Annotated in this window: 16 protein-coding genes; 2 read left to right on the top strand and 14 right to left on the bottom strand. The window is 46.4% G+C overall.

All coding sequences use genetic code 11. The features are described from left to right. Positions 1 to 245: 245 nt before the first annotated feature. From D5S11_RS05870 to D5S11_RS05915, 10 genes are all read right to left on the bottom strand, one after another. Positions 246 to 1439 (bottom strand): ABC transporter permease, encoded by a 1194-nt coding sequence (locus D5S11_RS05870; RefSeq protein ID WP_032868154.1) that lies wholly within the window; start codon positions 1437 to 1439, stop codon positions 246 to 248. Beyond that, a complete protein-coding gene (locus tag D5S11_RS05875; RefSeq protein ID WP_007409637.1) occupies positions 1436 to 2128 on the bottom strand; it encodes an ABC transporter ATP-binding protein in 693 nt (230 codons plus the stop codon). The genes D5S11_RS05870 and D5S11_RS05875 overlap by 4 nt, the downstream gene beginning before the upstream one ends. Then, positions 2129 to 3265, bottom strand: coding sequence for an efflux RND transporter periplasmic adaptor subunit (locus D5S11_RS05880; RefSeq protein ID WP_012117453.1), 1137 nt, complete (start codon positions 3263 to 3265; stop codon positions 2129 to 2131). It lies immediately after the preceding gene. Between the two features lies 1 nt (position 3266). Next, positions 3267 to 3965, bottom strand: coding sequence for a YknW family membrane protein (yknW, locus tag D5S11_RS05885; RefSeq protein WP_007409635.1), 699 nt, complete (start codon positions 3963 to 3965; stop codon positions 3267 to 3269). A 323-nt stretch (positions 3966 to 4288) separates the two neighbouring features. Continuing rightward, positions 4289 to 4522 (bottom strand): molybdopterin converting factor subunit 1, encoded by a 234-nt coding sequence (gene moaD / locus D5S11_RS05890; protein ID WP_007409633.1) that lies wholly within the window; start codon positions 4520 to 4522, stop codon positions 4289 to 4291. Beyond that, the gene (locus D5S11_RS05895) at positions 4519 to 4989 is read right to left on the bottom strand and encodes a molybdenum cofactor biosynthesis protein MoaE (RefSeq protein WP_007409632.1); all 471 of its coding nucleotides are present in this window, start codon (positions 4987 to 4989) and stop codon (positions 4519 to 4521) included. Before D5S11_RS05895 ends, moaD begins: the two co-directional genes overlap by 4 nt. After that, positions 4990 to 5511 carry a molybdopterin-guanine dinucleotide biosynthesis protein B gene (mobB, locus tag D5S11_RS05900; RefSeq protein ID WP_032868152.1) on the bottom strand — a complete coding sequence of 174 codons (522 nt, stop codon included), beginning with the start codon at positions 5509 to 5511 and terminating at the stop codon, positions 4990 to 4992. It lies immediately after the preceding gene. After that, positions 5472 to 6764, bottom strand: a complete 1293-nt coding sequence (locus D5S11_RS05905) for a molybdopterin molybdotransferase MoeA (protein ID WP_059367088.1) — start codon at positions 6762 to 6764, stop codon at positions 5472 to 5474. The genes mobB and D5S11_RS05905 overlap by 40 nt, the downstream gene beginning before the upstream one ends. 17 nt (positions 6765 to 6781) lie before the next feature. Next, positions 6782 to 7801 carry a molybdopterin-synthase adenylyltransferase MoeB gene (locus D5S11_RS05910; RefSeq protein ID WP_007611113.1) on the bottom strand — a complete coding sequence of 340 codons (1020 nt, stop codon included), beginning with the start codon at positions 7799 to 7801 and terminating at the stop codon, positions 6782 to 6784. 51 nt (positions 7802 to 7852) lie between these two features. Beyond that, positions 7853 to 8455, bottom strand: a complete 603-nt coding sequence (locus D5S11_RS05915) for a molybdenum cofactor guanylyltransferase (protein WP_042635153.1) — start codon at positions 8453 to 8455, stop codon at positions 7853 to 7855. Positions 8456 to 8600: 145 nt separating this feature from the next. On the opposite strand from D5S11_RS05915, the gene D5S11_RS05920 reads away from it, so the two are divergent. Further along, positions 8601 to 9593, top strand: a complete 993-nt coding sequence (locus D5S11_RS05920; protein WP_007409627.1) for a coiled-coil domain-containing protein — start codon at positions 8601 to 8603, stop codon at positions 9591 to 9593. 20 nt (positions 9594 to 9613) lie between these two features. Here D5S11_RS05920 and rok read toward each other — a convergent pair whose 3' ends face one another. Then, on the bottom strand, positions 9614 to 10210 hold the full coding sequence (rok, locus tag D5S11_RS05925; protein WP_003154591.1) for a transcriptional regulator Rok: 597 nt from the start codon (positions 10208 to 10210) through the stop codon (positions 9614 to 9616). Positions 10211 to 10660: 450 nt separating this feature from the next. Beyond that, on the bottom strand, positions 10661 to 11119 hold the full coding sequence (locus D5S11_RS05930; RefSeq protein WP_012117446.1) for a TlpA disulfide reductase family protein: 459 nt from the start codon (positions 11117 to 11119) through the stop codon (positions 10661 to 10663). 288 nt (positions 11120 to 11407) lie between these two features. On the opposite strand from D5S11_RS05930, the gene D5S11_RS05935 reads away from it, so the two are divergent. After that, positions 11408 to 12214, top strand: a complete 807-nt coding sequence (locus tag D5S11_RS05935; RefSeq protein ID WP_108724997.1) for a mechanosensitive ion channel family protein — start codon at positions 11408 to 11410, stop codon at positions 12212 to 12214. Between the two features lie 33 nt (positions 12215 to 12247). Here D5S11_RS05935 and D5S11_RS05940 read toward each other — a convergent pair whose 3' ends face one another. Both D5S11_RS05940 and D5S11_RS05945 read right to left on the bottom strand, forming a co-directional pair. After that, the gene (locus tag D5S11_RS05940; protein ID WP_003154596.1) at positions 12248 to 12493 is read right to left on the bottom strand and encodes a YkuS family protein; all 246 of its coding nucleotides are present in this window, start codon (positions 12491 to 12493) and stop codon (positions 12248 to 12250) included. A gap of 60 nt (positions 12494 to 12553) precedes the next feature. Continuing rightward, the gene (locus tag D5S11_RS05945) at positions 12554 to 13678 is read right to left on the bottom strand and encodes an N-acetyldiaminopimelate deacetylase (protein WP_007409624.1); all 1125 of its coding nucleotides are present in this window, start codon (positions 13676 to 13678) and stop codon (positions 12554 to 12556) included. Positions 13679 to 13720: the final 42 nt, after the last annotated feature.

Genomic DNA, 13720 nt, shown 5'->3' on the forward strand with positions numbered 1-13720 from the left:
AAGATAATTGTAAACGCTTTTTTTACTTCTAGCAACTAAAATCACTCAAATTCATTCAATAACTATCAAAATCTTTCACATTTGTTCATATTAACGTATGTACATAGGGTTTGTAAACTGTAAATTCGACAAAAAGGGGGACAATTGTATGACATTTTCTTTTTATCATAAATGAAAAAAGTCTATTATATTCATTCAATCATTAAAACACAAAAAAACCCCATGCAGACTGCATGGGGCGCCGGTTATTCATACCGTAACGCTTCAATCGGATCTAAGCGTGATGCTTTGTTGGCGGGCAGCATGCCGAAAATGACACCGATCAGCATACTGAACAGCACACCGATACAAACCACCTGCCAGGAAACGAGCGACGGCCAGCCTGCGATAAGGGAAACGAGTGATGCTCCCCCGTAGCCGAGACAGATTCCGATTAAGCCGCCGATTAATGTAAGCACAACAGATTCAATTAAGAATTGTGTCAGAATCTGTCCTCTCGTGGCACCGAGCGATTTGCGGATGCCGATTTCTCTTGTCCGTTCCGTCACTGATACGAGCATAATATTCATGACCCCGATCCCGCCGACAACGAGAGAAATACCGGCGATCGAACCGATGATCGTCGTCATAACGGTCGTGACCTGGCCGATTCCCGCCGCTATTTCTTCCATATTCATGACTTGATAGGCCTCTTTTGTACCGTGATTGTCATTTAAGAGACGGGCCGCTTCTTTTCCTGTTGATTTGATTTGATCAGCGGACTCCGTCTGAACGGAAACGTTGCTGTAGTCGTTAGTACCGAAAGACGTTTTCAGCATGTTGAACGGCACATACATTTCACTGAGTCCTAACGATAAAAAGCCGCTCTCTTCTTTCAGTACGCCGATTACTTCAACGGGCTGTCCGCCGGCCCAGACGATTTTTCCGAGCGGAGACGTTTTCCCGAACAGCTTTTCAGCCATTTTTTTCGAGATGATTCCTGCTCTTTTCCCGGAAAGAAAATCATTGTCCGTAAATGTCCGTCCATCTTGAACGTCCAGCTTTTTTACGTCCATGTAGCCGCTGTTAATGCCGTTCAGCGTAATATCCGTGTCTTCTTCATGGTAACGGGCCGTCATGGATTTTACCGCGGAAGCGACAACCTGCTTTACGCCGTCCACTCCTTTTAATCCATTAATATCTTCTTCTGTAAAACTCGCTTGCTGTAAGGCGTTCGGATTGGCTGTTAATTCTTCATCACTGGGCATGTAAAACAATTCAATCGTATTGCCCGGCCCGCTGATGGATTGCTTCAGCATTTGCTCTCCGCCCTGGCCGACAGCCACAACAACAATTACTGAACCGACGCCGATAATGATTCCGAGCATTGTCAGAATCGATCTCAGCTTGTGAGCTCTTACGGAACTGAGGGCCATCCGGAGATTTTCTGACAGGCTCATTCCCCCACTCTCCTCTGCTCAGCATCGCGGGAAACGATCATGCCGTCACGGACGAAAATCACTCTGTTTGTACAGTCCGCCACTTCAGGCTCATGAGTCACAAGCACCACGGTCACGCCCTCTGCATTAAGCTCTGTGAACTGCTCCATAATGGAAATGCTTGTTTTCGTATCCAGCGCGCCGGTCGGTTCATCAGCTAAAATGAGCTTCGGTTCGTTCACAATGGCTCTTGCAATCGCGACACGCTGCTTCTGGCCGCCGGACAGCTCATTCGGCATGTGACGCATCCGATCCGCCAAACCGACTTTTTCCAGCGCATGCTCAGCCCGTTCCTCACGCTCTTTTTTGCCGATACCGGCGTAGATCATGGGGAGTTCGACATTTTTTCTTGCATTCAATCGCGGCAGCAGCTGAAATTGCTGAAAGACAAATCCGATTGATTTGTTCCGGACCGCCGCAAGCTCTTTTTCGGTGCATGAAGAAACATCTTCGCCCGCAAGCCTGTAACTGCCGGACGTCGGTCTGTCCAGACAGCCGATGATATTCATGATCGTAGATTTTCCCGATCCCGACGGTCCCATAATTGACACATATTCTCCTTCTTCAATCGTCAAGTCGATTGAACGGAGAACATCAAACGTCTCCTTGCCGATCTGATAGCTTTTTTTCACCTTTGAAAGCTGAATCATCTATGCTTTCACATCCGTTCCGTCAGTCAAACCGTCAGCCGGATTCAGAATGACTTTATCATCCTTTGAAAGCCCTTCTTTTATCTCCGTAAGCTGATTTGCGGTATCGCCGACTTTAACTTTCACGCGTTTGGCCTTCCCGTCTTTTACCGTAAAGACCCAGTGCTCATCTCCGTCTTTTTTGACCGCGGAGGACGGCAGCGTATCGGCTTTCCGTTTGTCTGTTTCAATGTTCATAATTAATTTAAACCCCGGCTTGCCCTCCGGAAGGTTTCCGATCAGCTTAACCTGGAACGGATACTGCACGGCCTGTTCCGTACTTTCCCCCGAAGCAGCGCTTGACTTTTGATCAGGAACGAGTCCGACAGCCGCCACTCTCCCTTTCCACGTTTTACCTGGGATGGCGTCTGAGGTAATTGTAACGCTTTGTCCCTTTTTCACTTTCAGCGTGTCGTATTCGGACAAATTGCCGGCAACGATCAGGTGTTCCGGGTCTCCTATATGTATAACCGGTTCTTGAATATCCGATTTTTTAGAAGCCGCTTCTTGATTTACCGAGATTACCGTCCCGTCCATCTCACTCTTAACATTGAGATTCGCCACCTGATTTTCAAGAGACTGCTTTTGCAAATCAGATTGCTTTAATTCGATTTCCGCCGTTTTTTGCTGAAGCTGCAGATCAGTCCGTTCGGATTCAATTTGTTTTTTGGCTTCCGCTTCTCCCACTTGTTTTGCCAGATCTTGTTCCTTGCTGTTTAATGCTCTGAGTTTTTCTTCAACTTGTTCGATTTGCATCCGTTTTGATTGTTCTGTCAACTCATTTTGTTCTTTATCAAGATTGAGCTGCTCATTTGTATACGTGACTAACGACGACCCTTTTTTTACTTTGTCGCCTTCTTTTACTTTCACTTTATCAAGAGTTCCTTTATCCGCTTCATAAAAAACATACTGTTCTTTAGAGAATTTAAGTGTTCCCGGAACCATAACCGTAGAGGAGATTTCTCTGTTTTCCATGGTTCCGGTTTCGATTTTTTTCCCGGCGCTGCCGCCCGCGGGAGCGGCAGACTTATAAATATTGATACCGATGAATACTGCAACAATTACGGCGATGCCGATTCCGATCCAAATTTTTTTCATGTTATACACCTGCTGTCACTGAACTTAACAGTCCTCCGACTGCCGAAACTAAAAGCATAATAACAAACAGGACAATCGCGGAAGTCCAGGCCGCTTTTTTCGAAATGCCGCCTGTATAGCGAAGTCCCAAAGCGAGCAGAATATAGCTCCAGATGCTGAAAATGTCGAACGCGCTTAAAAAGACCGCGACGCCGCCTCCGGCCGGTATGACACTCGCCAAAGATGTAACGGCATACAATGAGCCCGCACCGGTAAAATAAGTGACAAGACCGTTAATAACTAAGCCGATATTGGTAATAAATGCCGTAAACAGGCTGAGTGAGAGCATTTTTTTGTAAGTTGTTACGCCGCCTGAAATTTTAACGCACAGCCAGTAAATGAGCGGAACGATAAACAGAGCGATAATGCCCCCGAAGATTCCTCCGAACATCGAGCCGAATTTAGCAATGGTTTTGGTCATTTCAATCTGATCATCCGACAATCCGTCAAGAGATGAGCTGTTCAGCACTTCTTCATAATTCATCCCCAATCCGCGCAAAATACTGCCGGCCGCGATGAGAATGATGACAATCAGGAGAGGAATGCCGATGACCGGCTTCTCTTTTAATCTTTTAAACTGCACAACAGGACTTGTAATGACGCCGAAAATTGACGGCTTTTCCGTTACTGCCGTATTGCTTTTTTCCAGGTTTGGTTCCATATTGCTGATGCCTCCTATGTATTATTCTGTTTATACGTACGCTTTAGGCTGAGAGAAGTTTCAATTTTTTTGCCGTTTGCGTATTTATGCTAAATTGTAACACAAATTCTCAGCTTTACGTTCCATAATTATGTAAAAAAAAGCATTGTCAGACCGGTATGACGGGAGGTTCAAAGCCTTGTGAAGGCACTGTCTTCAGCCTATTCATGCAGTCAAAACCAGCTCAATCGCAAATCCCTTTAAATCCCATTTAGATATTCTCTGGAATTCAGCGCCTATATACAAAAAAGCCGGATGGCAATGATGCACATCCGGCTCTTTTTTCACCCTCCGCTTACAGGAGGGATAAAGGCAATGGTATCACCTTCTGTTACGATGCTGTTGTCTTTTACATATGTTTCATTGATTGCGATCATGGCATTGTCAATCGTCTGAAGGCCGTACCGTTCCTTTAGCAGCGTTTTTACAGCAGACGCCGCCGTCTCTTTTTCGTCAAGTTCAATGACCGGTGTTCCCGCCTGCTCCGCAAGCCCGGCAAACAATAATACTTTAATCATCGCGATTCCCCTTTATGCAAATCCGGTTTTCCGTTCGGATAGGGCGTTGTTTCCAGCTGATCGCCTATCCATTCTTCTCCGTCTTCCCAGATTTCTTTTTTCCATATCGGCACAATCTGTTTTATCCGTTCAATTGCATATTCATTCGCCTCATATGCCGCCTTTCTGTGCGGAGAAGACACGGCGATTACGACCGCTGCTTCTCCGATATCAAGGACGCCGACACGGTGAGTGATTGCAGCTTCGGCTCCTTCCCATTTCGCACTGATTTCATCGCCGATTTGAGAAAGCATTTGAACAGCCATCGGTTCATACGCTTCATATTCGAGACGCACCGTCCGCCGTCCGGCAGTCCACTCTCTGACCGTGCCGATAAACGTTGTGATGGCGCCGGCTTCACGCTTTTCAACTTTTTTTACGATATTTTCCGCAATGATAGGTTCCCTTGTAATTTGAAAACGTTCCATTTATGCAGATTCCCCTTTCAGCTGCGAAAGCACAAACATCATGGCAGCCGGATCGTCCGCATGGAAAACGGGCATGCCTGCATCTGCCGGCATATGCTCCGTATTTCTGCTGATAACCGCGATCACGCGCTCCAAATGCTTCAGCTTTTGCCAATCTTCGCTGTCTTTGATCATAATGATTTTCGGATGCGGCGCATGTTTAAATCCCTCTATGAGAAGACCGTCAATTCCCAGGCATTCATACAGACTGATCAAACCCGCCAGATCCCATTTTTTTCGCGCCGTAAGCTGCAGGACGCCATCCCCTTCTACTCCCGTAACCGCGGCCCCGGCTTTTGAAAAACGCTCCGAGTCTTTTCCGTCAGAAAAAGGTTCCGGTTCTCCGCCATGTCCGTGATGTTTTAAACATCCAATATCGCACTCTTTCGGCGCCGCTTTCAGCACACGTTCAATAAACGTTGTTTTACCGCTGTTTTGAAAACCTACGATCTGGACGATCGGGAAAGAATTGACCACGGCCATTCACTTCCATTCTCATCACGGATGAGGAGCGCGTGAACCGTCCGGCCCGCTTCATACCCCCTCGTTCCTCCCGGCAGAAGGATAAACGCGTTTGCTTCGGCCAGAGATGTGACTGAGCTTGATTTGTCGAGACCGACCGGTGACGCCATCATCTTTCCGTCCTTATGATAAACAAATGCCCTCACAAATCTCGTAAACGGATTCGGTTTCGGAAAGTCGTTTGTTAACACGGCTTCCGCCCATCCGGAATGAGGTTTTTCATTCAGAAGCCACGTCTGAATCATCGGTTTGACAAACAGGGTGAATCCGACATAACATGCGGACGGATTGCCTGAAAGGCCGAACAGCAGCATGTCATCGGCCCGGGCGACAGTTGTCACGCTCCCCGGGCGCATTGCCACTTTGTTAAAAAGAACTTCCGCTCCGAGCTTATTATAAATGTCTGGAAGAAAATCAAAATCGCCGACTGACACGCCGCCGGTCGTGATCAGAAAATCAACTTTTTTCATAGCTTCCTTCACCGCATCATAGCTGTCATCAAAATCATCGGAAATTTTCCCTAAGTTCAGCGGCACCGCGCCCGCTTCAATGACCTGGGCATACACCATCGCAGCGTTGCTGTTGCGGATTTTCCCCGGCTCAAGCGGATCGCTGACATGAAGAAGCTCGGTTCCCGTTGCGATAATGCCGACAACCGGCTTTCTGACCACGGGAACGGAAGCATAGCCGAAGGTTGCTAAAAGAGCGGTTACGCCCGGCGTGATTTTCGTCCCTTTTTTTAATAGCGGGCTGCCCTTTTTCGCATCTTCTCCTTGATATGAAATATTATCGCCCGCATGAAAAGGGCGTTTCACTGACATGTAATTCGTCCCGTTTTCAGAAAACGTTTTTGTCAGCTCAAGCATCACTACGGCATCCGCGCCTTTTGGAATCTGCGCCCCCGTCATAATGCGGACCGCTTCATAAGGGCCGAGTTCTTTTTCCGATACGGCGCCGGCTCCGATATGGTCAATGACTTCAAAGGTGACGGCATTGTCACGGGAAGCCGTTTTTGAATCGCTCGCCCTGATGGCAAACCCGTCATACGGGGAACGGTTAAAGGCCGGCACATCATGATCCGCCTTAACATCCTCCGCCAAATAGCGGTGGAGACTGTCCTCAAGCGCCACCCATTCGGTATCCCCCTGTTTTTTATACCGGCTCACCCGGCGGACTGCTTCGTCCACCTGAATCGGCGTTCTTTTTTCAAGCATAGCAATATCTCCCCTTCCTACAGTCCGATCACCCTGGCCAGAACTGAATTTGCTTCTTTTATATCGTTTGTACCGTGAATCAAAGCCCGTCCGTCCTGAAAAATAACGATTCTGAAGCGCTCATACGCCATGTGCAGCAGAAATTCATTTGCTTCCACTTTACCGATCTGCTTCAGACGTTTGACAAGCTCTTCTTTATCCAGCCTCTTTAAGGCTTCCGATCTGATTTGAACGGTGTCTCTTCCGCACAGCACGCTTGCTTTCGGCCTGTTTTCAGGCTGCAGATACGGATATACGGGCTCCGCGCCGCAGGAAGGGCAATGATCCCGTTTGATCTGATCCACATTTATGCTCATATTGGTGTTATTCCACACGTCAAACGTGAAAAAGCGCCGATTTACCGCCGCATGATTTCCTGTCAGCAATTTCAGCGCCTCAGCCTGCTGATAAGCGGAGACGATATGAACCGCCGGAGGTATGATGCCTGCTGTATCACATGTCGCTCCGCCCACGGGCATTTGCTCAAACAGGCAGGATAAACACGGCGTAACCCCCGGAATAATCGTCATGCACATTCCCTGACTGCTGACACAGGCACCGTAAATCCAAGGTGTTTTCGTTTTCAGCGCCAGATCATTGATGACCATTCTCGTTTCAAAATTATCTGTCGCATCCACGATGCAATCCGCTTGTTCGATCAGCGGTTCGAGCGTTTCCGCCGTACCTTCCGCCGCGTAAGCATCGATATGTATATCACTGTTTACCGCCAAAAGACGCGCCTTGGCCGCCATTGCTTTCGGCAGGCGCTGTCTCGCGTCTTCTTCTGTATACAGCTGCTGTCTTTGTAAATTGCTCCATTCCACATAATCCCGGTCAATAATCGCCATACGGCCCGCTCCGGCTCTTGCCAGGCCCTCTGCCGCGGCTGTTCCGAGGGCTCCGGCTCCGACAATCAGGACACTGCTGTCAGCCAGCGCCTGCTGCCCTTTTTCCCCTATCGGCTTAAATCTTGTCTGCCGCGAATAGCGCTCTTCCATCTGTGTTGTCCCCTTGCATTTTTATTTCCATCATACCATGTTTCTTCCCGATCAGTCCTGATTTGAAGACTCGACATGCGCCAAAAGTCTGGTGTAATCGTCCCGTGTGTTGATATTAGCGAACTCCTCCGGCCCGGCGCCGATGTCTTCAGCCTGCACATAACAGACAGACAGCCGTTTCAACGTGTCTGTCATTTTCAGTTTGTTTTGTGTCAGCTGATCAAAAAGCACATCCTGCACCCGTTTATGGTAAACCGCCAAGAGGGGCTGCTCTCTGTTTTCACAAACCGGTATGACAGCATCCAGGTTTCCGGTCAGCTTCTTTTCAAGCGCAGCCATCGTCTTTCTTGTCACGAGCGGCGTGTCACAGGATATGACCGTATATGTTTCGCCTTCCGTTTGTTCCATTGCCGTATATATGCCGGCAAGCGGGCCCATTCCCCGAAACCGCGGCTCATCGGCAAAAACATGCCGCTCCCTGTTTGATAAGAACTTTTTTATATGCTCAGGGCGGCTGATAATCACCGTTTCTCCGCCGCCGAAGGCTTTTTTCGCCTGTTCATAAAACATGCCGCCCTTCCACTTTGCAAAAGCTTTCGGTTCTCCGAATCTTCGGGAAGCTCCCCCCGCTAATATTACATTCACCCGTTTCATGTCATCTCTCTCCCATTCTATATAAAAGCATAGCAAACGCCTCAGCCGAAATACAATATTACGGTGCTTGTCTGTTTAATTAAGAGGAATAGCCGTTGTTCCTTTCCCATATTGTAGTGTTAACATCATGAGGGAGATGGTTCTTATGAAAATATCAGGTCCGTTTTTCCACGACACTTCTCAAGAGAACCTTTACTTGAAATCTGAACTTTCCAGATGCAGAAAATTAATTTCAGAATTTGAAGCAAGCTACTTCCATCAGAAAAATAATAAGCTTCAGGAGGAAAACGCCAATATTAAAGAGCGGCTTCACAAGCTTTCTGACGAATTGGAAGCCATGGCTCAAAAACACAAACAGACAAGTGACACGGAACGTTCTTTGCATGAAATCAGAGCCGGGCTGCTCGATAAAATCGTCATTCTGCAAGAACTGCTTCAGCAGGAAACGTTTCGGCGGAAAAATGAGATGGAAGAAAAGCACCGTCTGCATCTTACAAATGTAAAATTTGAAGAAGAAAATAAAAACTTACATACCCGCATCCGCTCACTTGAGACCGCCATTCAAACTGAACGGACTTCTCACGAAGATATGAAACAGCGTTATCATGCCGCTGCAGACGAAAATACCCGGCTTCAAACACAAATGATAGAAAAAGAATACCAGCTCAAACATATTAAAATAGAAATTAATCATATGAGAGATCGAATACTAGAAACAAAAGAACGGCTTGTAGAAATAGAAAAAACGAAAGAAAAGTTATTTCAAGAAACCATTCTTTCATATAAACGGCAGCTGGACGAAAGTGATGCTTGGATTGCCGGCCATTTTGCTGATATTGACAGCCGCACGGCGGAACCGGCGGAACAAGCTCTGGAAATCCCTTCTGTTTCCAAAGAGACTGTTCAGGCAGAAGACTTGCTTAAAGCCGTTACCGAACAAGTCATCTCCCTGCAAAAACAATTTGTACAATCAGAGTCCCGCGATCAGTCGTTTGATGAAAAACTGGATGCGTTGAAAGAACGTGCTGACGGCGAAAAGCCTTTCCAAAAATATGTCGTCAAGCTTGAAAAAAAACCTGGAAAAGATGCGTCACTTCCGCAGAATAAGCGGGAAAGCGCAAAAAAACTGCTTGAGTAACGCAAGCAGTTTTTACTGTTTTATTCAGCAGCCGTATCATTTGCCGTTTCTGCTGTTTCCTGAGAAATTTCTCCCTCAAGAATATATTGGCCACGGTATGGTTTTTTCACTTCCGGATACATTTTAATTAAGCTTTGCATAAATGTTGTCATATTAGGAATTTCAAGGCCGCTTTCCTTTTCAATTTCCTTTTGCAGTTCGGAACTTTTAATCGCTGCATTGTGGCGTTTCAATGTTTTAATCGCTGCTTCGCGCAGTTTTGCCGCTTTTGATCCCGGTCTCGCCGTCCCTCTTCTTCTTCTTGTAGAACCGTCTGGAATGCCGGCGGGAAGAGACGTAATAGACTGCATCTGCGGCTGGGAGGATTGAGGCTGTGTCTGCGGCTTTTGATAGCTTCTCATTTCCTGTGCTGCAAGCTCTGCAAGCACCGGGAGAGAGTCACTTTTTTTCTCCGGACGAAACTCTTTTTTTGTATCGGACAGGCTGCCTGTATTGTCTAATTCTCTCAGTTTTGCATATATTTTATCACGTTCTATTTGATATTCACGAATGACTTTTACCTCTGCTTCGTTCAATTGTTCTAAACGTAAGCGCAGCGCTTCTCTTTCATTAAACATGTGTAAAACCCCCTGTCAAAAATTTAAACGCTTTTATTAAGATATTAGATTACAAAAGTAATTTTATCAACTATTATTTTATCATTTTACTATTTTATTTACTCTATGAAAAATTGCTTATTTTCTGAAAATGGTACTTTATATACAAAAATCCCTTATCATATAGGGGATTCTGGACAAAGTTCCAATTTATTCAACCATTTCAAAATATAACTTGAAATTACTTGTTTAATGAAAATTAGCGTGATATCTACAATTTTCGACTATAATATGTAAAAGATAATGATATCGATAAAACAAGCGGTACAGCGGTTTACGGCTGTTTCTCTTATTTTAAAGCCACACATGTCATATTGGAATTTTTTAACCAATAGGCACAAAAAAACCCTGTTACCTAAACGGCAAAGGGTTTGCAGAACCGAGACAATAGTCCGACGGAGATTGTCCCGATTACTCAGAAGCCTGCTCCGTTTCTAAAAGTACTCGGCTGACGCGTTTTTCAAGCATTTTCATCCCGCTTCCTCCCGCTTGAAAATGGCGGAGCTGTCCGGTTTTATCGAAAAGGTAATAAGCCGGCACATATTCATTTTCAAATGCTTCAGTCAGCGTATGATCGCTGTCGACGTAAATCGGCTGAGAGATATCGTGTTCAGCCGCTGTTTCCTTGATTTTCTCAAGGTCAAGATCGTCTTCGGAACGGGGCATGTGAACGGCCACCACATTCAGCTGATCTTTATATTTATCACGAAATTCGTTCATCTCAGGCATCGCTTCTTTACACATGCGGCAGCTGGCGGACCAGAAGTGAATCAGTGCCGGCTTTCCGCCGACCAGCTGTTCCTTCGTGACTTCTCTGTTAATCCATGCTTTAGCGCCTGTCAATTCAGGCATTTGCTGACGTAATTTCATCTTATTTCCCTCCTTATGAAAAAGGTTTTTTGCCGGGGCTTTCAGTTTCGCCGGGCAACGTTCTCCTGTTTTCCCTCCAAAGGATATGATTTGGCTGAATCACCATGTTAAAATGAGTGTGGCGATTCCTTAGTTCATATCTTCACAAAAATGATGATATTGAAACCGGGCAATATGAACAAATCATAAATGAAATAACTGGTTTCTATTAAAAGGTTTATCTTATTTTAAAAACGGGTATATCACTTTTAGCTTTTTCCGCAAAAGACTTGAAAGGAAGACATCACTATGATTGATTTAAAACACTTTGACTGGGCCGGGCTTCTCACATCTGCCGGGATTTTCATCATAAAGCTGGCTCTCATTATTTTAGCGTACTTTATTTTCCGGACGGCAGGAAAAAAGCTGATCAAGCATCTGTTTCAGAAATTCGAGCAACAAAACAACCTCTCCACAGGCCGCGCTTATACTTTGCGAAGCCTCGTGCTTAATGTATATGGATACATCTTGATTTTCGTTTTTATCGTGATGATTTTGGATTTATTTCACTACAATCCGAGCGCTCTCATTGCCGGCGCCGGCGTGGTCGGTCTCGCAGTCGGCTTCGGGGCTCAGGGGCTTGTCAGTGACATCGTCACCGGATTTTTTATCCTTTTGGAAAAACAGATCGACGTCGGCGATTATATTACGGTTGCCGGCTACAGCGGCATTGTCGAGCAGGTCGGTCTCCGTACGACGCAAATCCGGAGCTTTGACGGCACGCTTCACTATCTTCCCAACCGGGGCATTACCAATGTGAGCAACCATTCCCGCGGAACGATGCAGGCGCTTGTCGATATTAAAGTGCCGCTTGAAAAAAATCTTGATGAAACCATTCAAATCCTGCAAACCGCGTGTGACAAAGCAGCCGCTGAGCTCCCGCAGATTAAGGAAGGGCCGGACGTCATCGGGGTTCAGGATTTAAGCACGTCAGAAATGGTGATCAGAATCATTGCCAAAACAGAAAATATGGAGCAATGGCGGGTTGAACGCGTACTGCGGAGAGAAATAAAAATCGCGCTCGACCGTTTTAAAAACGCCGCTTCCGCCGAATAGAAAAACCGAAGCGTGAGCTTCGGTTTTTTCTTTTTAATGAAATTTTTTTTCCACTTCGCTGCAGATTTCGTCGGCGGTCATTCCGGAAGCCGTAATGACGGGAGCCTGAGTTGACGTATCGGCAATTCCTTGGACATTGCTGTCAAGTCCGGTTACGACACAGCAGTCACAATTCTTCGCATCCTCAGGAGTCTTCATCATCACTACGTCATATCCTTTTTGTTTTAACGCCTGTTCTACATCCGATAAAGATTGTTCAATTCCAATTTTTTTCGTCATATTGAACACCTCCGTTATGTAGAATGCTCAATTTTTGTTAGATTATTCTTCTTTTCGGATTTAATTGGCATACTTCGAAAAATATCCGACCATGACATTTACCGCGGTTTCCATCGCATCTTCATCCGGGTTCAGCTTGGCGTGATGAAGCCCGTGGGATGAATCGGCCCCCAGCCAGAACATAAAGCCGGGATATTTTTTCAGCATATAGCCGAAATCTTCTCCGGTCATCGCTTCTTTCGCCGTTCTCACGTCAGCAAGCTGATGATCGCTGACAAATTGCATAAATTCTTCGGTCAGGCCGCTTGTATTATAAACTTGATGATAAACGGACGGATACGTGACTTTTCCTTTGCATCGGAAGCCGATTTCAATTCCTTTGACAAGCTCTTCAATCCGCTTTTTCACCATACGCATTGATTCCTCGGAAAGCGTCCGGATGGTTCCCTCCAGATGAGCATGCTCTGCGATGATATTTTGCGCCGTGCCCCCGGTAATCGTTCCGACAGTTATCACAGCGCTGTCAAGCGGATCCGTATTTCTGGATATGACCGTTTGCAGCTGCGTGACAAGCGTGCTCGCGGCAACGACCATGTCGTCTGCTGTATGCGGATATGCCGCATGCCCGCCTTTCCCCTCAAGATCGATGACAAGCTCGCTCGTATTGGCAAACAGCAATCCGCTTTTGGTGGAAATTGTGCCTACAGGAAGCTCAGGTGCTATATGGAGAGCGGTAATCAAATCCGGCGTCCATTTTTTCAGCACATCGCTTTCAAGCATCGGTTCCGCTCCGCCCGGTCCTTCTTCAGCCGGCTGGAATAAAAAGAGCAGATCATGTTTGACGGGATGATGGACAAAATGATCAATAATGCCGAGCGCAATGGTCATGTGCATATCGTGGCCGCATGCGTGCATAAAACCGGGGTGTTCAGATACAAACGGAAGCCCCGTCTGCTCTTCAATCGACAGAGCGTCTATATCCGCTCTGTAGGCGAGCATTTTTTCCGGAGCCGTGCCGTTGACTTTGACAAAGATGCCGGTTCTCCAAGTTTCGATTTCAATTCTTTCCTCCGGATATTGGTTCAATAGATTCAGCAGGTACTGTTGGGTTTTATATTCCTGAAAGCCGATCTCCGGAATGCGGTGCAGATCTCTTCGGATGGCAATGAGCCGCTCTTTTTCCATATGTATTCCTCCTTGAGATAAGAATAAGGCGTGGATTTTATC

Source organism: Bacillus sp. L75 (assembly GCF_003676355.1).
Taxonomy (GTDB): Bacteria; Bacillota; Bacilli; order Bacillales; family Bacillaceae; genus Bacillus; species Bacillus velezensis.